The 21,241-nt window shown below is 66.2% G+C and carries 13 protein-coding genes; 6 read left to right on the top strand and 7 right to left on the bottom strand.

Annotation, left to right across the window (positions count from 1 at the left end; all coding sequences use genetic code 11):
- Positions 1 to 178: 178 nt before the first annotated feature.
- Positions 179 to 2,932 (top strand): aconitate hydratase AcnA, encoded by a 2,754-nt coding sequence (acnA, locus tag N5C18_RS12385; protein WP_279944714.1) that lies wholly within the window; start codon positions 179 to 181, stop codon positions 2,930 to 2,932.
- 160 nt (positions 2,933 to 3,092) lie between these two features.
- On the opposite strand, the gene N5C18_RS12380 is transcribed toward acnA, so the two are convergent.
- Together N5C18_RS12380 and N5C18_RS12375 are read right to left on the bottom strand one after the other, a co-directional pair.
- Complete coding sequence (locus N5C18_RS12380) at positions 3,093 to 3,536, bottom strand: hypothetical protein (protein ID WP_164241639.1); 444 nt, start codon at positions 3,534 to 3,536, stop codon at positions 3,093 to 3,095.
- A 266-nt stretch (positions 3,537 to 3,802) separates the two neighbouring features.
- Positions 3,803 to 5,353 (bottom strand): BCCT family transporter, encoded by a 1,551-nt coding sequence (locus tag N5C18_RS12375; RefSeq protein ID WP_279944713.1) that lies wholly within the window; start codon positions 5,351 to 5,353, stop codon positions 3,803 to 3,805.
- A gap of 170 nt (positions 5,354 to 5,523) precedes the next feature.
- Between N5C18_RS12375 and betI the strand changes: the two genes are divergently transcribed.
- From betI to N5C18_RS12350, 5 genes are all read left to right on the top strand, one after another.
- On the top strand, positions 5,524 to 6,114 hold the full coding sequence (betI, locus tag N5C18_RS12370) for a transcriptional regulator BetI (protein WP_049455864.1): 591 nt from the start codon (positions 5,524 to 5,526) through the stop codon (positions 6,112 to 6,114).
- Between the two features lie 39 nt (positions 6,115 to 6,153).
- Entirely contained in the window at positions 6,154 to 7,626 is a 1,473-nt protein-coding gene (gene betB / locus N5C18_RS12365; protein ID WP_053449653.1) for a betaine-aldehyde dehydrogenase, read from the top strand.
- Positions 7,627 to 7,727: 101 nt separating this feature from the next.
- Positions 7,728 to 9,407: a choline dehydrogenase gene (betA, locus tag N5C18_RS12360; protein ID WP_133934573.1), complete on the top strand. Its 1,680-nt coding sequence runs from the start codon at positions 7,728 to 7,730 to the stop codon at positions 9,405 to 9,407.
- 178 nt (positions 9,408 to 9,585) lie between these two features.
- Positions 9,586 to 11,262: a long-chain fatty acid--CoA ligase gene (locus N5C18_RS12355; protein ID WP_053449651.1), complete on the top strand. Its 1,677-nt coding sequence runs from the start codon at positions 9,586 to 9,588 to the stop codon at positions 11,260 to 11,262.
- Positions 11,263 to 11,461: 199 nt separating this feature from the next.
- Positions 11,462 to 12,331, top strand: coding sequence for a crotonase/enoyl-CoA hydratase family protein (locus N5C18_RS12350; RefSeq protein ID WP_053449650.1), 870 nt, complete (start codon positions 11,462 to 11,464; stop codon positions 12,329 to 12,331).
- Between the two features lie 12 nt (positions 12,332 to 12,343).
- Here the strand turns inward: N5C18_RS12350 and N5C18_RS12345 are convergent, their stop codons facing one another.
- The 5 genes from N5C18_RS12345 to N5C18_RS12325 form a co-directional block, all read right to left on the bottom strand.
- A complete protein-coding gene (locus N5C18_RS12345; RefSeq protein ID WP_279944712.1) occupies positions 12,344 to 15,067 on the bottom strand; it encodes a response regulator in 2,724 nt (907 codons plus the stop codon).
- Position 15,068: 1 nt separating this feature from the next.
- The gene (locus tag N5C18_RS12340) at positions 15,069 to 16,208 is read right to left on the bottom strand and encodes a two-component system response regulator (protein WP_053449649.1); all 1,140 of its coding nucleotides are present in this window, start codon (positions 16,206 to 16,208) and stop codon (positions 15,069 to 15,071) included.
- Positions 16,209 to 16,413: 205 nt separating this feature from the next.
- Positions 16,414 to 17,925: a lysine--tRNA ligase gene (gene lysS / locus N5C18_RS12335; protein ID WP_053449648.1), complete on the bottom strand. Its 1,512-nt coding sequence runs from the start codon at positions 17,923 to 17,925 to the stop codon at positions 16,414 to 16,416.
- A 212-nt stretch (positions 17,926 to 18,137) separates the two neighbouring features.
- Positions 18,138 to 19,778 carry an acetolactate synthase large subunit gene (locus N5C18_RS12330; RefSeq protein ID WP_279944711.1) on the bottom strand — a complete coding sequence of 547 codons (1,641 nt, stop codon included), beginning with the start codon at positions 19,776 to 19,778 and terminating at the stop codon, positions 18,138 to 18,140.
- A gap of 63 nt (positions 19,779 to 19,841) precedes the next feature.
- On the bottom strand, positions 19,842 to 21,227 hold the full coding sequence (locus N5C18_RS12325) for an NAD-dependent succinate-semialdehyde dehydrogenase (RefSeq protein WP_279944710.1): 1,386 nt from the start codon (positions 21,225 to 21,227) through the stop codon (positions 19,842 to 19,844).
- Between the last annotated feature and the right edge of the window lie 14 nt (positions 21,228 to 21,241).

Raw genomic sequence — 21,241 nt, 5'->3', positions numbered from 1 at the left:
CCATACACCTTCCCCTGTAGTCTGGAACCGATGCCGCAGGCCGGAACCGGTCCGGGTGAATCCATTCAGTTTCGGGTTCATACTGGAGCCACCGGGGCCACCAGGCCCGCGGCGACCGCAAGCAGGCCCGCCCATGCGCGAGCCACTGCAAGCCATCCGCAAGAAGGAGTTACCCCGCATGAGCGATTCGTTCTCCACCCGCAGCCAGCTGAACGTCGGCGGCAAGACCTACGACTACTTCAGCCTGCCCACGCTGGGCCAGCGCTTCGATATCTCCCACCTGCCCTACTCGATGAAGATCCTGCTGGAGAACCTGCTCCGGCATGAGGACGGCGGCGCCACCGTCGGCCCGGACCACATCGAAGCCGTGGCCCGCTGGAATCCGTCCGCCGAGCCGGACACCGAAATCGCCTTCATGCCGGCGCGTGTGGTCCTGCAGGACTTCACCGGCGTGCCCTGCGTGGTCGATCTGGCCGCGATGCGCGACGCCGTGGTCAAGCTCGGCGGCTCGCCCGAGCAGATCAACCCGCAGATTCCCTCCGAACTGGTCATCGACCACTCGGTGCAGGTCGATGTGTTCGGCAAGCCCGATGCGCTGGACCTCAACGGCAAGATCGAGTTCCAGCGCAACCAGGAACGCTACGGCTTCCTGCGCTGGGGCCAGAAGGCCTTCGACAACTTCAAGGTGGTGCCGCCCAACACGGGCATCGTCCACCAGGTGAACCTGGAAAACCTGGCCCGCGTGGTGATGACCGCCGACAAGGACGGCACGGCCATCGCTTATCCGGACACCGTGTTCGGCACCGACAGCCACACCACGATGATCAACGGCATCGGCGTGCTGGGCTGGGGCGTGGGCGGCATCGAGGCGGAGGCGGCCATGCTCGGCCAGCCGTCGTCGATGCTGATCCCGCAGGTGGTCGGCTTCAAGCTGACCGGCAAGCTGCCAGAGGGCGCCACCGCCACCGACCTGGTGCTGACCGTCACCCAGATGCTGCGCAAGCTGGGCGTGGTCGGCAAGTTCGTCGAGTTCTACGGTGACGGCCTGCAGCACCTGCCGCTGGCCGACCGCGCCACCATCGGCAACATGGCCCCGGAATACGGCGCCACCTGCGGCATTTTCCCGATCGACGCCGAATCACTGAACTACCTGCGCCTGTCCGGCCGCAGCGAAGAGCAGATCAACCTGGTCGAGGCCTACGCCAAAGCGCAGGGCCTGTGGCACGAGCCGGGCAGCCCGCATGCCCAGTACAGCACCACGCTGGAACTGGACATGGGCACGGTGAAGCCGTCGCTGGCCGGCCCGAAGCGCCCGCAGGACCGCGTGCTGCTGGAAGACGTGCAGAAGAACTACCGCGAAGCGCTGGTGGGCATGACCGCCAACCGCGACAAGCGCAGCGAGGATGTGTCCTCGTTCGTCAATGAAGGCGGCGGTGCGGCGGTCGGCAACGAACAGCTGGCCAAGGGCTTCGCCGACATCGAGATCGAGAACCACAAGGTGCGGCTGAAGGATGGCGCGGTGGTCATCGCCGCCATCACCTCGTGCACCAACACCTCCAACCCGGCGGTGATGATCGGTGCCGGCCTGCTGGCCCGCAACGCGGCGGCCAAGGGCCTGAACCGCCAGCCGTGGGTGAAGACCTCGCTCGGCCCGGGCTCGCGCGTGGTCACCGACTACCTGGAAAAGGCCGGTGTACTGAAGGAGCTGGAGAAGATCGGCTTCTACGTGGTCGGTTACGGCTGCACCACCTGCATCGGCAACTCCGGCCCGCTGCCGACCGAAGTCAGCGCCGGCATTGCCGCCGGCGATCTGGTGGTCACCTCGGTGCTGTCGGGCAACCGCAACTTCGAGGGCCGCGTGCATCCCGAAGTGAAGATGAACTACCTGGCCAGCCCGCCGCTGGTGGTGGCCTACGCCATCGCCGGCACCACCGACATCGACCTGACCACCCAGCCGCTGGGTACCGGCAGCGATGGCCAGCCGGTGTTCCTGCGCGACATCTGGCCGAGCAACAAGGAAATCGGCGACGTCATCGCCGCCACCATCGGCCCGGAGATGTTCAAGCAGAACTATGCCGATGTGTTCAAGGGTGACACCCGCTGGAACACCATCGCCTCGCCGGACGGCAACCTGTACGAGTGGAGCGATGCCTCCACCTACATCAAGAACCCGCCGTACTTCGATGGCATGACCATGCAGACCGGCAGCATCGACGACGTGCACGGTGCACGCGTGATGGGCCTGTTCGGCGACTCGATCACCACCGACCACATCTCCCCGGCCGGCAACATCAAGAAGGACTCGCCCGCGGGCCGCTTCCTGCAGGAACGCGGCGTGCAGCCGGCCGACTTCAACAGCTACGGCAGCCGCCGCGGCAACGATGACGTGATGGTCCGTGGCACCTTCGCCAACATCCGCATCAAGAACCTGATGTTCGGTGGCGAGGAAGGCGGCAACACCCTGTACTACCCGGCCGGCGGTGGCCAGCCGGAGAAGCTGGCGATCTACGATGCGGCCATGAAGTACAAGGCCGACAAGGTGCCGCTGGTGGTGCTGGCCGGCAAGGAATACGGCACCGGCTCGTCGCGTGACTGGGCGGCCAAGGGCACCCTGCTGCTGGGGGTGAAGGCGGTCGTCGCCGAGAGCTTCGAGCGCATCCACCGCTCCAACCTGGTCGGCATGGGCGTGCTGCCGCTGCAGTTCCGCAATGGCGAGAACGCGCAGAGCCTGGGCCTGGACGGCTCGGAAGTGATCGACATCACCGGCCTGCAGGATGGCGCCAGCAAGCGCGCCACGGTCACTGCCACCAAGGCTGATGGCACGAAGAAGACCTTCGAAGTCTCGGTGATGCTGCTGACCCCGAAGGAGGTCGAATACTTCCGTCATGGCGGCCTGCTGCAGTACGTGCTGCGCCAGTTGGCCGGCAAGTAACGCATCAACGGTAGAGCCGGGCCCGCGCTCGGCCACATCGCCACAGCGTCAGCCGAGCATGGCTCGGCTCTACAAGAAGAAGGGCCGGATCCTCACGGATCCGGCCTTTTTCGTCTGCACACCGTGCCGCCGGCATCAGGTCACGCGTCGACCCTCCAGATCATGGCCGCACGCCAAACAGGTGCCACGACGTTTTCACTGCGGGGCCCATGGTGTCCAGCGACCACAGGCCTTCCTCCCACTCAAGATGCCCATCCGGCGCATCCTCGTTGAACACTGTCACCGACATCTCACCGGCGGGATGCGGCGTATCCTCGATGCGATAGCACACCGCACCGGCGTTTCCCTGGTAGACGTTGGAGAGGAAGCCCTGCGGGCAGCGCACATCCAGCACCCGGTAGCCGCTGCTCTCCTCGCTGGCATAGACATTGGTGTGGATCGAATAGGTCACCAGCCCACCCGGATGTGGTGCCAGCTGCAGCTTCAGTTCTGCCGTTTCACCCAGCGCGATCACCGGGAAATTCAATTGCACCATCGCGCCCGGCACCGCATGCGCACTCATCGAAAGCGAGACCATCAACGCACAGCTCAGGATTCGGACCATTGCTCAACTCCGGAAATGGATCGTTGAACGATGATTACCGCGAACGGCCCTGCCTGTCTTTCAGAGTGCTACGAAATTCCGTGCGGCCGGGTGCCTCCAGCTGTCCAGCAGCGAACGCTTCACCCTGGGTGGCGTCGACTGCTGGTCGGCCATCCAACAAGAGGGCCGGGTCCTCGCGGACCCGGCCCTTCTGGTTTCTTCGCAGCCTGGCATGGCCTGGCGCTACTGCGTCTCCGGCAACGTCGGGATACGTGCCAGATGCCCGGTCACCGGCGCGGTGCGTCCGGGTCGGTGCGCAGCGCCTTCAGCAGGCCCCACATGTAGAACGCCAGGGTGAACGAGAACGGCAGGCCGCACAGCACCACCGCCGTCTGCATCGCACTGAAGTTGCCGGCCAGCAGCAGGCCGACACTGGCCACGGTGATGCCGGCCGCCCAGAACACGCGCAGCCAGATCGGCGCGTCATGGCCATCCTCCACGCCATCATCAACGCGACGCGTACACAGGTTGGCGATCATCAGCGTGCCCGAATCGACCGGGGTCAGGAACAGCACGAAGCCGATCACCACCGCGGCACCGGCCACGTAAGGCGCGGCAGGCAGGTATTCCAGCAGCTTGAACAGCGTCATCGCCGCATCGTGCTGGGCCACCTCGCCCAGCACCGCCTGGCCATGGTTGAGCACCAGGTCGATGGCGGTATTGCCGAAGATCGACAGCCACGCCAGGGTGAAGCCGAGCGGGATCAGCAGCACGCCCACGATCACTTCGCGGATGGTGCGGCCACGCGAGATGCGCGCCACGAAAAGGCCCACGAACGGTGCCCAGGCGATCCACCACGCCCAGTAGAACAGCGTCCACGAGCCCATCCATTCACGACCCTTCGGATCGTTGAGGTACATGTCGAAGCTCTTGCGCACGAACGCACCCAGATAGTCGCCGGTGTTCTGGATCAGGCCGTCGAACAGGTGCAGCGTCGGGCCGGTGACCAGCACGAACAGCAGCAGGCCGCACAGCAGGCGCACGTTGAGGTTGGACAGCCAGGCGATGCCCTTCTCCACACCCGCCACCACGCCGATGGTGGCCACCACCATCATCACCAGCACGATCGCCACCAGCACCTGCGGCGTATCCGGAATGTGGAACAGGTAGACCAGGCCGGACTGCACCACCAGCGCGCCGATGCCGAGGTTGGTCACCATCGAGATCAGCGTGGCAAGGATGCCAAAGCCATCAACCATGTCGCCGATGCGGCCATGGATGCGCTCGCCGAAAATCGGGTACAGCGCCGAGCGCAGCGCCAGCGGCAGGTCACGGCGGTAGGCGAAATAGCCCAGCGCCACGCCCACCAGCGCGTACAGCGCCCAACCGTGCAGGCCCCAGTGCAGGAAGGTCAGCACCATCGCCTCGCGGCCGGCGGCCACGGTACCGCCGGGCTGGCCGGGCGGATTGAGGAAGTGATCCAGCGGCTCGTAGGCGCCGTAGTACAGCAGCGCGATGCCGATGCCGGCCGAGAACAGCATCGACACCCAGGGCACGTAGCCGAAGGCCGGCGATTCCTCGTTGTGGCCCAGGCGGATGCGGCCATACGGCGAGAACGCCAGCCACAGCACGAAGCCCAGGCACAGCACGATCAGCAGCATGTACCACCAGCCGAACGCCGCCGACACCTCGGCCTGCGCCCATTGCAGCCAGTGCTCGCTGCCTTCGGGATAGAGAACGGTGAGCAGCCCGAGGATGCCGATCGACACCGAGGAACTGAAGAACACAAAGCGGTTCAAGCGCAGGGGCGAACGCTTGGGATGAGCCAGGGAAGACATGGGGTCGTCTCATCAAGTCCGAGGGAGCACATGGGCGGGGCCGGACCGGTAAACCGGGCCCATGGCGTGGGGCGCGAGCGCATCCTAGGGTTTATTGATTGAACGTTCAATCAATAAAAAGCATAATGGCGGGCAGCCCGATCCTTCGGGTCGCAATCCGTGGAGAGACAATGCCGAAGAAAGGCGTGGAACCGGTACGGCGCGAGCAGCTGATCCGGGCCACTTTCCAGACCATCGACGAGATCGGCATGGCCGATGCGACCGTCGCCACCATCGCGAAGAAGGCAGGGCTGTCCAGCGGCATCGTCGCCCACTACTTCGGCGACAAGGACGGCCTGCTCAATGCTGCAATGCGGCAAATCCTGCGCGAACTGAAGGACGCCGTTGCGCGCTACCGCGCCGATGTCGGCGATGACCCGCGCGACCAGCTGCGTGCCATCGTCGATGGCAACTTCGATGACAGCCAGATCAACGGCACCGCGATGCGCGTCTGGCTCACCTTCTGGGCCGCGAGCATGCACCAGCCGGAACTGGCCCGGCTGCAGCGCGCCAACGACCAGCGCCTGTTCTCCAACCTGTGCCACCAGTTCAACCGCCTGCTGCCCCACCCGCAGGCCCGCCTGGCCGCCCGCGGCCTGGCCGCGATGATCGACGGCCTGTGGCTGCGCGGCAGCCTGGTCGGCGGCCAGTTCAATGCCGAGAAGTCCCGGCGCATCGCTTACGGCTACATCGACTTCCAGTTGCAGGCTGTCGCGCTATAAGCGCTTCAGCACCCGCCCCCTTCCAAGGAGTACGCCCCCATGACCACCCTGCCCGTCCAACAGCTGTACATCCACGGCCAGCGCGTCGATGCCACCAGCGGCAAGACCTTCAAGTCGGTGAACCCGGCCACCGGTGAGGTGATCGCCGAAGTGCAGGTCGCCAGCCAGGCCGACGTCGAGCGCGCCGTGCAGAGCGCGGCCGAAGGCCAGAAGGTGTGGGCCGCGATGACCGCCATGGAGCGTTCGCGCATCCTGCGCCGTGCGGTCGAGATCCTGCGCGAGCGCAATGATGAGCTGGCCCACCTGGAAACCCTGGACACCGGCAAGGCGCTGGCCGAGACCACCACCGTGGACATCGTCACCGGTGCCGACGTGGTCGAGTACTACGCCGGCCTGGCCACCGCCATCGAAGGCATCCAGCTGCCGCTGCGCGAATCGAGCTTCTTCTACACCCGCCGCGAGCCGCTGGGCGTGGTCGCCGGCATCGGCGCGTGGAACTACCCGATCCAGATCGCCATGTGGAAGTCGGCCCCGGCCCTGGCTGCCGGCAACGCGATGGTGTTCAAGCCGTCCGAAGTGACCCCGCTGACCGCGATCCGGCTGGCCGAGATCTACACCGAAGCCGGCGTGCCGGCCGGCGTGTTCAACGTCGTGCAGGGCCCGGGCCGCGAAATCGGCCAGTGGCTGACCGAGCACCCGGTGATCGAGAAGATCTCCTTTACCGGCGGCGTCGCCACCGGCAAGAAGGTCATGGCCAGTGCCGCCTCCTCGTCGCTGAAGGAAGTGACCATGGAGCTGGGCGGCAAGTCGCCGCTGGTGATCTGCGATGACGCCGACCTCGACCGCGCCGCCGACATCGCGGTGATGGCCAACTTCTTCAGCTCTGGCCAGGTCTGCACCAACGGCACCCGCGTGTTCGTGCCGCGCAGCATGCTGGCCGCGTTCGAAGCCGCCGTTGTCGAGCGCGTCAAGCGCATCCGCATCGGTGACCCGATGGCTGCCGAGACCAACTTCGGCCCGCTGACCAGCTTCCCGCACATGGAAAACGTGCTGCGCTACATCGAAAGCGGCAAGGCCGAAGGCGCCCGCCTGCTGACCGGCGGCGGCCGTGCCACCGAAGGTGCGCTGGCCAACGGCGCTTACGTGCTGCCGACTGTGTTCTCCGACTGCCGCGATGACATGACCATTGTCCGCGAAGAGATCTTCGGGCCGGTGATGAGCATCCTCGCCTACGACGACGAAGACGAAGTGGTGCGCCGTGCCAACGACACCACCTTCGGCCTCGCTGCCGGCGTGGTCAGCAAGGACGTCAGCCGCGCCCACCGCATCATCCACCGCCTGGAAGCCGGCATCTGCTGGATCAACACCTGGGGTGAATCGCCGGCCGAAATGCCGGTCGGCGGCTACAAGGAATCCGGCGTCGGCCGCGAGAACGGCATCTCCACCCTCGGCCACTACACCCGCATCAAGTCGGTGCAGGTCGAGCTGGGCGACTACGCCAGCGTGTTCTGATCGGCGCGCCCTGAGCGCGCCCCATCGTCCGGCCACCGTGCCGATCCGACATTCCGCCGGGACGCCTGCATGCAGCGCGCCCCGGCCTGCAGGAGACACCCATGAGCACCCATAACGAGTACGACTACATCATCATCGGCGCCGGTTCGGCCGGCAACGTGCTGGCCACCCGCCTCACCGAAGATGCCGATGTGAGCGTGCTGCTGCTGGAAGCCGGTGGCCCGGACTACCGGCTCGACTTCCGTACCCAGATGCCGGCCGCGCTGGCGTTCCCGCTGCAGGGCAAGCGCTACAACTGGGCGTACAAGACCGATCCCGAGCCCTTCATGAACAACCGCCGCATGGACTGCGGCCGCGGCAAGGGCCTGGGTGGCTCGTCGCTGATCAACGGCATGTGCTACATCCGCGGCAACGCGATGGACTATGACAACTGGGCCAGCATGCCGGGCCTGGAAGACTGGACCTACCTGGACTGCCTGCCCTACTTCCGCAAGGCGGAAACCCGCGACATCGGCGCCAATGACTACCACGGTGGCGACGGCCCGCTGCGCGTGACCACGCCGAAGGCCGGCAACAACGAACTGTTCGCGGCGATGGTCGAGGCCGGCGTGCAGGCCGGCTACCCGCGCACCGACGACCTCAACGGCTACCAGCAGGAAGGCTTCGGCCCGATGGACCGCACGGTGACCCCGAAGGGCCGTCGCTCCAGCACCGCCCGCGGCTACCTGGACCTGGCCAAGCCGCGCCCGAACCTGACCATCGTCACCCACGCGCTGACCGATCGCATCCTGTTCTCGGGCAAGCGTGCGGTGGGCGTGCAGTGGCTGCACAACGACCAGCCGCAGCGTGCCACCGCGCGCCGCGAAGTGCTGCTGTGCGGCGGCGCCATCGCCTCGCCGCAGATCCTGCAGCGTTCGGGCGTCGGCCCGGCCGACCTGCTGCGCAGCCTCGACATCGACCTGGTGCACCACCTGCCGGGCGTCGGCGCCAACCTGCAGGACCACCTTGAGATGTACCTGCAGTACGAGTGCAAGAAGCCGGTGTCGCTGGCGCCGGCACTGAAGCTGTACAACCAGCCGGCGATCGGCGCCGAGTGGCTGTTCCTGGGCACCGGCATCGGCGCCAGCAACCAGTTCGAGGCCGGCGGCTTCATCCGCAGCGACGCCGAGTTCGACTGGCCGAACCTGCAGTACCACTTCCTGCCGGTGGCGATCAACTACAACGGCTCCAACCCGATCAAGGCACACAGCTTCCAGATGCACGTCGGCTCGATGCGCTCGCCCAGCCGCGGCCGCATCCACGTGCGCTCGAAGGACCCGCGCGAACATCCCAGCATCCTGTTCAACTACATGTCGCATGACCAGGACTGGCGCGAGTTCCGCGCGGCGATCCGCATCACCCGCGAGATCTTCGCGCAGCCGGCGCTGGCGCCGTACAGCGGCCGCGAGATTTCGCCGGGCAGCGCGCTGCAGACCGACGCGCAGATCGACGCGTTCGTGCGCGAGCACGCCGAAACCGCCTACCACCCGTCCTGCTCGAACAAGATGGGCCACGCCGATGATCCGATGGCGGTGGTCGACGGCCAGGGCCGCGTGCACGGCCTGGAAGGCCTGCGCATCGTCGATGCCTCGATCATGCCGCAGGTGGTGACCGGCAACCTCAACGCGCCGACCATCATGATGGCCGAGAAGCTGGCCGACGTGATCCGCGGCCGCACCCCGCTCGCCCGCAGCACCGCGCCGTACTACAAGGCCAACGGCGCACCGGTACGCAAGGGCTGAGTCAGGCGACCGGACCGGGCCAGAGGTAGTGCCGGCCGCTGGCCGGCATCCATCAGAACAACGAGGCCCTACGGGGCCTCTTCGCGTTTTCCCTACGGCGGGGTATGCTGCAATGACCGGCCATTGTCGATACGCTCAGGGCCGGAACCTAATACATCACGATTCCTGGAGGGGGAATATGAGTCTGGATCGTCCCTGGCTGCAGAGCTATCCGAAAGGCGTTCCCGCCGAAATCGACGTCAACGAGTTCCATTCGGTCGCCTCGGTCTTCGACGCCTCCGTCGCGAAATTCCGCGACCGTCCCGCCTACTCCAGCTTCGGCAAGGTCATCACCTATGGTGAGACCGATGCGCTGGTCACCCAGTTCGCCGCCTACCTGCTGGGCGAGCTCAAGCTCAAGAAGGGTGACCGCGTCGCCCTGATGATGCCCAACTGCCTGCAGTACCCGGTGGCCACCTTCGGCGTGCTGCGTGCCGGCCTCACCGTGGTCAACGTCAACCCGCTGTACACCGCGCGCGAACTCAAGCACCAGCTGGTCGACGCCGGCGTCAGCGCGCTGGTGGTGGTCGACAACTTCGGCGACACCGTCCAGCAGGTCATCGCCGACACGCCGGTCAAGCACGTGATCACCACCGGCCTGGGCGACCTGCTCGGCGCCAAGGGTGCGATCGTCAACTTCGTGCTGAAGTACATCAAGAAGATGGTGCCCAACTACCACGTCAAGGGCGCGGTCCGCTTCAAGCAGGCGCTCAAGCTGGGCAGCCGCCACGCGCTTCCGAAGGTCGAGATCGATCACGACGACATCGCTTTCCTGCAGTACACCGGCGGCACCACCGGCGTGGCCAAGGGCGCGATGCTGACCAACCGCAACCTGATCGCCAACATGCAGCAGGCGTCGGCGTGGCTGTCCACCTCGGGCATCGAGCCGGGCAAGGAAGTGATCATCACCGCCCTGCCGCTGTACCACATCTTCGCGCTGACCGCGAACGGGCTGGTCTTCATGAAGTTCGGTGGCTGCAACCACCTGATCACCAACCCGCGTGACATGAAGGGCTTCGTCAAGGAGCTGAAGGGCACCCGCTTCACCGCCATCACCGGCGTCAACACGCTGTTCAACGGCCTGCTCAACACCCCCGGCTTCGACGAGATCGATTTCTCTTCGGTCAAGTTCACCCTGGGCGGCGGCATGGCGGTGCAGCGCGCGGTGGCCGAGCGCTGGAAGAAGACCACCGGCGTCACCCTGGTCGAGGCCTACGGCCTGACCGAAACCTCGCCGGCGGCCTGCATCAACCCGCTCACCCTGCCCGAGTACAACGGCTCGATCGGCCTGCCGATCCCGTCCACCGATGCCTGCATCAAGGACGACAACGGCAACATCCTGCCGCTGGGCGAAGTCGGTGAGCTGTGCATCAAGGGCCCGCAGGTGATGAAGGGTTACTGGCAGCGCCCGGATGAAACCGAAAAGGCCATCGATGCCGACGGCTGGCTGCACACCGGCGACATGGCGAAGATGGACGAGCACGGCTTCTTCTACATCGTCGACCGCAAGAAGGACATGATTCTGGTGTCCGGCTTCAACGTGTACCCGAACGAGGTCGAGGACGTCATCGCGATGATGCCGGGCGTGCTGGAAGTGGCCGCAGTCGGCGTTCCGGACGAGAAATCCGGCGAAGTGGTGAAGGTCGTGATCGTGAAGAAGGACCCGAACCTGACCGCCGAAATGGTCAAGGAGCACGCGCGGGCAAACCTGACCGGATACAAGCACCCCAGAATCGTAGAATTCCGAAAAGAGCTGCCGAAGACCAACGTCGGCAAGATTCTCCGTCGCGAGCTGCGTGATACGCCCGCCCAGTAAGGGTTTGCGGGCAAGCAGGCAGAACAGGGGCCCCGCCGGCGACGGCGGGGCCTTTTCATTGCCGGAACATGGCCGGCCCAGCGCTTGCGGGCGGTTCACGACGGGTGCATAGAATCAGTCGCCGCCGCACGTTCAGCTCGCCCCCTCACTCTTCTCCGTCCGCTCTGCGGTTGGCCGGACGGTCACACGGAGAACTTCCATGTCCGCAGTACGCCCCATCATCACCCGCCCCGCCCAGCACCCTACCCTGCGTATCACCGAGGAACTGGAGCGGAATGTCTACTGGATCCACATGCACGCCAACCTGGTCAACCAGCCGGGCCGGCCGTGCTTCGCTTCGCGCCTGGTCGATGACATCGTCGACTACCAGCGCGAACTGGGCGATCGTCTCAGCGCCTCGCATGTTCTGTCACCCCATGTCGTTCTGGCCTCGGACAGCGACGTGTTCAACCTGGGCGGCGATCTCGAACTGTTCTGCCGCCTGATCCGCGAAGGGGATCGCGCCCGCCTGCTTGACTACGCGCAGCGCTGCGTGCGCGGCGTGCATGCCTTCCATGCCGGTCTTGGCGCCCGCGCGCACAGCATCGCGCTGGTCCAGGGCAATGCACTCGGTGGCGGCTTCGAAGCGGCGCTGAGCTGCCACACCATCGTCGCCGAGGAAGGCGTGCTGATGGGCCTGCCGGAGGTGCTGTTCGACCTGTTCCCCGGCATGGGCGCCTACTCCTTCCTGTGCCAGCGGATCAGCCCGCGCCTGGCCGAGAAGATCATGCTGGAGGGCAATCTCTACACGGCCCGCCAGCTCAAGGAGATGGGCCTGGTGGACATCGTCGTGCCGGTCGGCGAAGGCGTGGCCGCAGTGGAACAGGTGATCAAGGACAGCAAGCGGATTCCGCACGCCTGGGCGGCGATGCGCGAAGTCAACGAGATCGCCACCATGGTGCCGCTGCACGAAATGATGCGGATCACCGAGATCTGGGTCGACACCGCCATGCAGCTCGGCGAAAAGTCCCTGCGTACGATGGATCGGCTGGTGCGGGCGCAGGCCCGGCGCAATGGCGACCCGGCCTGACAGCCCGGCGGTTCAGGACGGGCTGCGCTCACTGTCGTCGCGGTGCGGTGCCCCCGCACTACGCACAGCCAGCGCATTCCTGCCGTTGCGCAGGGCGGCCGACAGGTTGCCGAGCCGGGTGTTCCACTCGCCCTTCAGCTGCCAGTCCGCCATGCGCATGATCTCGCCACTGGAGGCGGCAACCTGGACCAGTCCCAGGTTGCTCGCCACACCCCGCAAGGCGTGGGCATGCTCGCGGAAGTCTTCCCAGGCCTGGCGCTCACCGCAGGCCTGCAGCTGGCCCATGCTGGCGTCGACATCCGCCAGGCACTGGTCGATGAACTTGCGTTCGAAGCCATCGCCCATGCCCAGCGCGGCCAGCTCGTCCAGCACGGCGGTGTCGAGCACGCCATCGCCGACCGGCAAGGCGGGCACCGACTGGATGCCGGTTTCGGCACGGGTATTGGCCGCAACGTCGGCCAGTACTTCCAGCAGCCGGGTGGCGACCACCGGCTTGGCCAGGAACGCGCGCGCGCCCGCCTGTTCGCAGCGCAGGATCGACTCGGGTGTGACATCGGCACTGAGCACCATCACCGGCACATAGGGCATGCCACTGGCCTGCATCACCCGCAGCTGCTTGAGCAGGTCCAGGCCGCTCATGCCGGGCATGTGCAGGTCGACGATCGCCGCGTCGTAGCTTGCCTGCTCAAGCGCGTCGAGCACTTCGGCGCCACCATTGACGCAGGTGACCTTGTGGCCGGCTTTCTCGAGCAGGCGCTGCAGCACCATCCGGTTGGCTTCATGGTCATCGGCCACCAGCACCCGCAGGCTGCGCACCCGCGCCCGATGGCGCAGGAACGGATTGGAGAACGCAATGACGTTGCCGGCTTCGGCCACCTCGGACGCCGCCACCGGCGCCGCCACGGGGTCTGCAACGTCCAGCGTGATTTCAACCCAGAACACGCTGCCGCGCGGGCTGTTCGGGGCGTAACCGACCTGGCCGCCCATCGACTCCACCAGGCCCTTGGCAATGGCCGTACCCAGGCCGGTGCCCTCATGGCGGCGGGCCAGGCCGACATCGCCCTGCTCGAATGCATTGAACAGGCGGCCGCGCAGCGCCACCGGCACACCGATGCCGCTGTCGACGATCTCGAAGCGCAGGCGTACCCGCTCGCTGCCCAGCGCATCAGGGCTGGACACGTGCAATTGCACGTAGCCGCTGTCGGTGAACTTGACCGCGTTGCCCATCAGGTTCAGCAGGATCTGCTGCAGATGGCCGGCGTCGCCCAGCAGGCGCGGCGGCACGTTCTCGTCCACCTGCACGCGGTAGTCCAGCGATTTCGAGCGGGTCTGCGGGGTCAGGATCAGGTTGATCGCCTGCAGCACATCGGCCAGCGCAAATTCGTGCCACTCCACCCGCACCTTGCCCGCCTCGATCGCGGAGATGTCCAGCACCTCCTCCACCAGCGCCAACAGGCTGCGGGTCGAGGCCTGGATGGTGTTCAGGCATTCGCGCTGCTCATCGTCCAGGCGGGTGGTGGCCAGCACTTCGGTCATGCCGGCCAGGCCGTTCAGCGGTGTACGGAACTCGTGGCTCATGTTGGCCAGGAAGCGGCTCTTGGCCTCGTTGGCCTGGCGTGCTTCGGCCACGGCGCGGGTCAGTGCGTGCAGCAACGAGTCGAAGTACAGCGGGATCGCGCCCAGGCCCAGCAGCAGGCCCCAGCCCAGATAGTCGTGGCCCCGCCAGTACGGCGACAGCATCACCGTGCACAGGAAGGCCAAGCAGCCCATCGCGGTGGCCACGCGCAGATAGGTACTGCCGTAGCGCATGCCGTTGCCGATCGTCACCCACAGCATCACCGCGTACAACGGTGCCGCCGGCTCGCCCTGGATGGTCATGATCCAGGCCATGCAGGTGTAGTCGGTCAGCATGCCGATCACCCGGCGCACATGCGACACGCCCGGATGCACCAGGATCGCCGCCAGCAGGCCGGCGGAGATGGTCAGTTCGAAGGCCAGGATCAGCCAGGTGGCCGTCAGCGCTTCACCGCCGCCGCTGAGCGAGCGCCAGCCCAGGTAGCTGATGAACAGTGCAGTGATGACGATGCGGATCAGGTTCTGCGCGTGTTCGCTGTCTTCGCGCCCGGACAGGCGCTGCCTGAAGCGGGCCAGCAGCGAACGCGAGACGGTGGCGGCGGCGGGGGTGGTATCCATGGTCGGATGTCGCATCCTTCGGCGCAGCAGGGAAGAGCAGCACAGGGGCACCGCCAGCAGCCCCAGCCACAGGGAAAGGGCCAGGCCAGGGTTGGCCCGCCAGTACGGGGTCAACAGCACGGTGGCACCGAAACTGGCCATTGCCAACGCGATGGCAGCGGCCAGGTAGCGGGGGCCGAAGCGCAGCCCATTGCCGACCGTCACCCACATCACCACGGCATACACCCAGGCCAGCGGCTCGCCCATCTGGATCATGCCGATCGCGATCAACCCGTAGTCGGCCAGCATCCCGGCCACCCGTCGCGGGTCCGAGCGGCCCGGCTTCCACAGCAGCCAGCCGAACAGCAGCAGCGACAGGCCGAGCCCGGTCAACACCGTCGCCAGCACGCCCTGGTACTGCTCGAGCCGATGCAGGCGGGCGCCCGACAACAGCACATAGACCAGGATCAGCGAGATCAGTACCATCCGCACGATCGCCTGGCCATGCTCCGAATCCGGACGCTGCGCCAGCTTGCGCCTCACGCGTGCGAACAGGTCCTGCATGTCACCCACCCGGTCGCGTCGATGCCGTCGAGTGCTGGGCGCAGATATCCATCAGCTGCGAGTGGCCGCGCATCAGCGCATCCACGCAGCGCGGGTCGAACAACCGGCCACGCTGGGCATACAGATAGGCCAGCGTGGCTTCCATGGTCCATGCTTCCTTGTACGGACGGGGCGAAATCAGGGCGTCGAACACGTCGGCCACGGCCACGATCCGCGCCTCGAGGGGAATGGCCTCGCCCACCAGGCCGTCCGGGTAACCGCTGCCGTCATAGCGCTCGTGATGGCGCAGTGCGATCAATGCGCCGACCTGGATGAAGCGGTTCTGGCTGCCACTGAGCAGTTCATGGCCGATCCTGGGGTGCCGGCGCATGATCGCCAGCTCCTCGTCGTTGAGCTTGCCCTGCTTGAGCAGCACGGCATCGGGAATCGCGATCTTGCCCATGTCATGCAGCGGCGCCGCCATCTCGATCAGCTTGACGTCATCCTCGGGCAGGCCGAGCTGCTCGGCGATCAGTCCGGCGACCCGCGCCATGCGTTCCAGATAGGCACTGGTGCCGGCATCACGGAACTCGATCGCACGGGCCAATCGCGACAGGGTTTCGCGTTCGCGTTCCTCGACCTCGTGCATGCTGGCCAGCAGCCGCTGTTCCAGCGACAACGCACGCTGTTTCACGTTCTCGGTCTGCTGGCGCAGCTGCAACAGGTTGTAGCAGCGCGCGCGCAGTTCGCGCGGGCGGATCGGCTTGACCAGGAAATCGATGACACCCGCTTCCAGCGCCGCCTGCCGGATCGGCTCGTCGCCAACAACGGTGATCAGGATCACGGGAATATCGCGGTGCTTGGGCAGGCGGCGGAAACGGCGGGCGAACTCCAGCCCGTCCATCTCCGGCATGCGGTAATCGAGCAGCAGCAGGTCGACCGGATGCGCCTCGCACCAGGCCAACGCGGTCAGCGGGTCACCAAAGTCATACACGCTCAGTTCCGGCGCGATGTCCTCGATGACATGACGCAGCATCGTCCGCGCGGACGTCTGATCATCAACAATGACGATGTTCAACGCGTACTCTGCCTGGCTTCTCGACCATGCTGGATCATCAGCAGGCGAGGATACTCTGCCGCTGCGAACGCTCGCACCCTGCATCGGCCTGACTCCCGTGTCATACGTCCCGGTTCATGATCGTCATCACATTGTGAAGCGGACGCTCCACAATGCACCATCCCCCTGGCGCCGATCAAGCCATAACAGGCGTCAAGGTAGTGCATTAACGATACGCCGAGTGCGGGACGCGTCAATCGCGCCGTCTCGTTTCGCGACGGCGCGCACAATCAGGAGTCAGAAAGACGGCTTACTGCTCCGGACGCATGTACGGGAACAGCAGCACGTCACGAATCGAACTGCTGCCGGTCAGCAGCATCACCAAGCGATCGACGCCGATGCCGAGGCCGCCGGTCGGGGCCATGCCGTACTCCAGCGCACGGATGTAGTCGGCGTCGTAATGCATCGCCTCGTCGTCGCCACCTTCCTTCGCGGCCACCTGGGCCTGGAAGCGCTGGGCCTGGTCTTCCGGATCATTCAATTCCGAGAAGCCATTGGCCAGCTCCTTGCCATTGACGAACAGCTCGAAGCGGTCGGTGTAGCCCGGATCGTTGTCGTTGGCACGGGCCAGCGGCGAGACCTCGACCGGATGATCGGTGATGAAGGTCGGCTGGATCAGGGTGTGCTCGACGGTGGCTTCGAAGATCTCCAGCAGCAGCTTGCCCCAGCCGTAGGACGGCTTGACCTTGATCTTCAGGCGCTCGCAATGGCGCAGCAGCGCCTCACGATCGGTGCAGTCGGCGGCGGAGATCTCCGGGTTGTGGTGGCGCACGGCTTCGTCCATGCGCCAGCGGCGGAACGCCGGGCCCAGGTCGATCTTCGCGCCGTCCCACTCCACTTCGGTGGTGCCGTTGACAGCGCTGGCGACGTCACGGATCACGCCTTCGGTCAGGTCCATGATCTCGTTGTACGTGGCATAGGCCTCGTACAGCTCCATCATGGTGAATTCCGGGTTGTGCCGGGTGCTGACGCCTTCGTTGCGGAAGTTGCGGTTGATCTCGTACACGCGCTCCAGGCCACCCACGGTCAGGCGCTTGAGGTACAGCTCCGGCGCCACGCGCAGGTACAGGTCCAGGTCCAGCGCGTTGTGGTGGGTGGTGAACGGCTTGGCCGCTGCGCCGCCGGGGATGTAATGCATCATCGGCGTCTCGACTTCCAGGAAGTCGCGGTTGTCGAGCCACGCGCGCATGGCGCGGATGATCTTCGAGCGCTTGATGAAGACCGCGCGCGATTCCGGGGTCACGATCAGGTCGACGTAGCGCTGGCGGTAACGCTGCTCGACGTCGGCCAGGCCGTGCCACTTGTCCGGCAGCGGGCGCAGCGACTTGGTCAGCAGGCGGATCGATTCGGCCTTGACCGACAGCTCGCCGGTTTTGGTACGGGTCAGGCCGCCTTCGACGGCGATGATGTCACCGACATCCCAGCCCTTGAAGGCCGTGTAGGCATCGCCGAGCACGGTGCCCTGCAGGAACAGCTGGATGCGGCCGGACTCGTCCTGGATCTGCGCGAAGCTGGCCTTGCCCATGATCCGCTTGGCCATCAGACGGCCGGCCATCTTCACCTGGCGGCCGTTGCCTTCCAGGGCCTCGGCGGTCCACTGTTCGGCATCGGCGAATTCTTCCTGCAGCCGTCCGGCAAAGTCCTCGCGGCGGAAGTCGTTCGGGTACGCGATGCCCTGCCCACGCAGCGCTTTGAGTTTCTCACGGCGCTCGGCGATCAACTTGTTTTCGTCGACGGGGGGGGTATCGGTAGCTTCGCTCATGGATCTGCGGGAATCGTGTAGTGAGGGGGGATGCTGCGCCCGGCACAGCCGGTTCCACAGCATACCAAAACCGCCCTGCCCCGGCCCCTGGCGGCCCCGCCCGGTAGCCGCCAACCCTGGTTCGCGCCGACAAGCCCCGGTAGTCGCCAACCTTGGTTGGCGCTTCGTGTGTCGACCAAGGTCGACACCTACCGGGCCGCGCGGCGCCGGCGTCAGCGGGTGCCGGGGAACGCCTGGCGCAGTTCGTCCACCAGCACCCGCTCGTTCTCCGAATAGTCGATCGGCACCGACACCAGGTGCACCCCACCCTCGTTGAACGCCGCTTCCAGGGTCGGGATGAACTGCTCGATGGCGGTCACCTCATGGCCCCTGCAGCCATAGGCCTCGGCGTACTTGACGAAATCCGGGTTGCCGAAGGTCATGCCGTAGTCGGTGAAACCATCCACCGCCTGCTTCCAGCGGATCATCCCGTAGGCGCCGTCGTTGAGGATCAGCACCACCAGGTTCAGGCCCAGCCGGCGCGCCGTTTCCAGCTCCTGGCTGTTCATCATGAAACCGCCATCCCCGCACACCGCCAGTACCCGCCGCTGCGGGTACAGGATCGAGGCCATGATCGCCGAAGGCAGGCCCGCGCCCATCGTCGCCAGCGCGTTGTCCAGCAGCAGCGTATTGGCCACCTGGGTGCGGTAGTTGCGCGCGAACCAGATCTTGTACATGCCGTTGTCCAGCGCCACGATGCCGTCCGGTGGCATCACCTGGCGGACGTCGTGCACCAGCCGCTGCGGGGTGAACGCCTGCTCCTCGGCACGGTCGGCGATGTGCTCCAGGATGGTCGCGCGCAGCGGCAGCAGCGCATCGGCGTTCGGCACCGCACCCTCGATGCGGTCGGCCAGCTGGGTCAGCGCGCGGCCGATGTCACCGATCACCTCCACCTGCGGGAAGTACACCTGTTCCACCGCTGCCTGCGAGTAGCCGATATGGATCACGGTCGGGCCGCCCGGGCGCATCACGAACGGCGGCTTTTCAGTGACCTCGTGGCCGATGGTGACGATCACGTCGGCCTGGTCGATCGCCATGTGCACGTAGTCGCGCTCGGTCAGCGCCGCGGTGCCCATGTACAGGCCCGAGCCACCGGCAACCGCACCCTTGCCCATCTGCGTGGTGAAGAACGGAATGCCGGCACGCAGCACGAACGCTGACAGCGCTTCGCTGGACTGTGGCCGCGACGCCGCCGAAGCGATCATCAGCAGCGGACGCTTGGCGTTGCGGATGATCTCCGCCGCACGGTCGAGCGCCTCCGGGCTGGCAATGGGGCGATCCACCGCGTGCGGGGGAATCAATGCCACGCCCTCGACCTCGTTGGCCGCGATGTCTTCCGGCAGTTCCAGCAGCACCGGACCCGGCCGCTCTTCCTGGGCCACGCGGAACGCCTCGCGGACAATGGTCGGGATGGTGCGCGCCGAGACGATCTGCCGTGCCTGCTTGGTCAACGGCTTCATCGTGCTGACGATGTCCACGATCTGGAAGCGCGCCTGCTTGCTGGCGACGATGCCCTTCTGCCCGGTGATCATGATCACCGGCCACGCACCCAGCAACGCATACGCCGCGCCGGTGGTGAAGTTGAGCGCGCCCGGGCCAAGCGTGGCCAGGCACACGCCGGGCTTGCCGGTCAGGCGCCCATAGGTGGCCGCCATGAACACCGCCGCCTGCTCATGGCGGGTGACGACCAGCTCGATGCTGGAGTGGCGGAGTGACTCGACCACGTCGAGGTTTTCTTCGCCGGGGATGCCGAAAATACGCTCGACGCCTTCGTTCTCAAGCGCGGCGACGAGCAGGTCTGAACCCTTGGACATTGGAATGCCGTCCTTTTCGCTGGACTGATGGTGGATCGTTGCAGGAAGGATGAGAGCCGCGCGTCAAGGCTTGTCGAACCACACCGTCTGCGCATTGACGAATTCACGGATGCCGAAGTGCGAGAGCTCGCGGCCGAAGCCGCTCTTCTTCACGCCGCCGATCGGCACGCGCGGGTCGGACGCCGAGAAGCCGTTGACGAACACGCCGCCGGTCTGCAGCCGGCGCGCCAGCTGCATGGCGCGCGCGCGGTCGCCGGTCCACAGGTTGCCGCTGAGGCCGAACTCGCTCTGGTTGGCCAGTTCCACCGCGTGATCGGCATCGCGCGCGCGGCTGATCGACGCCACTGGGCCGAAGGTCTCGGTATCGAAGGCCTGCATGCCCGGCTCCACGCCGGCCAGCACGGTAGGTGCATAGAATGCACCCGGGCGCTGCAGCTGGTGACCACCGACCAGCAGCTGTGCACCGGCATCCACCGAAGCACGCACCTGCGCATCAAGCTGTTCAAGCAGGTCCTGGCGCGCCATCGGGCCGATGCGGTTGCCGGCCTCGCGGCCGTCGCCGACCGTCAGCGCCTGCACTTTCTGGCAGAACTGCGCCACGAACCGGTCGTAGACCGCGTCTTCGACGATGATGCGCTTGCCGGCGATGCAGACCTGCCCGGTGTTCTGGAAGCGCGAGGCCACTGCGGCATCAACGGCGGCATCGAGATCGGCATCGGCCAGCACGATGAAGGGATCGGAGCCACCCAGCTCCAGCACCACCTTCTTCAGCGCCTGCCCGGCCTGGGCGGCAATGCTGCGACCGGCCGCCACGCTGCCGGTCAGGGTCACCGCGGCGATACGGTCATCGGCAATCGCGCGGCTGGTGCCCTCGCGGCTGATGTTGGCGGCGATGAACGTGCCGTCCGGCAACCCGGCATCACGCCAGGCCGCATCCAGCAGCTGCGCGGTACCCACGATGTTCTCGGCCGGCTTCAGCAGGAAGCCGTTGCCGCCCATCAGGATCGGCACCGCGGCGCGCATCACCTGCCAGTACGGGAAATTCCACGGCATGATGCCCAGCACCACGCCCAACGGCAGGTAGGACACGTAGGCCTTGTCGTCGGGCACCTGGGTCGGTTCGTCGCGCAGGAACTGCGCGCCGTGGTCGGCGTACCAGTCGCACAGCACGGCGCACTTTTCGATCTCAGCCAGCGCTTCGGCCTGGACCTTGCCCATCTCGGCGGTGACCAGCGCGGCCAGCTTTTCACGATCACGGCGCAGTACGCCCGCCATCGCGCGCAGCACCCCGGCGCGCTGTTCGAGGCTGGTTGCGCTCCAGGCAGCAAAGCCGGCCTGGCCGCGGTCGAGGATCGCTTCCAGCTCGGCGTCGGTGGCGAAGGGATGGCTGGCGATGAGCTGGCCGGTGGCCGGATCGCGGGAAATGGCAGTGCTGGGGGCAGCGGACATGCAGGTCTCCTGGT

Source organism: Stenotrophomonas sp. GD03930 (assembly GCF_029839665.1).
Classification (GTDB): Bacteria; Pseudomonadota; Gammaproteobacteria; order Xanthomonadales; family Xanthomonadaceae; genus Stenotrophomonas; species Stenotrophomonas forensis.
This window is presented reverse-complemented; position numbering and strand designations above follow the sequence as displayed.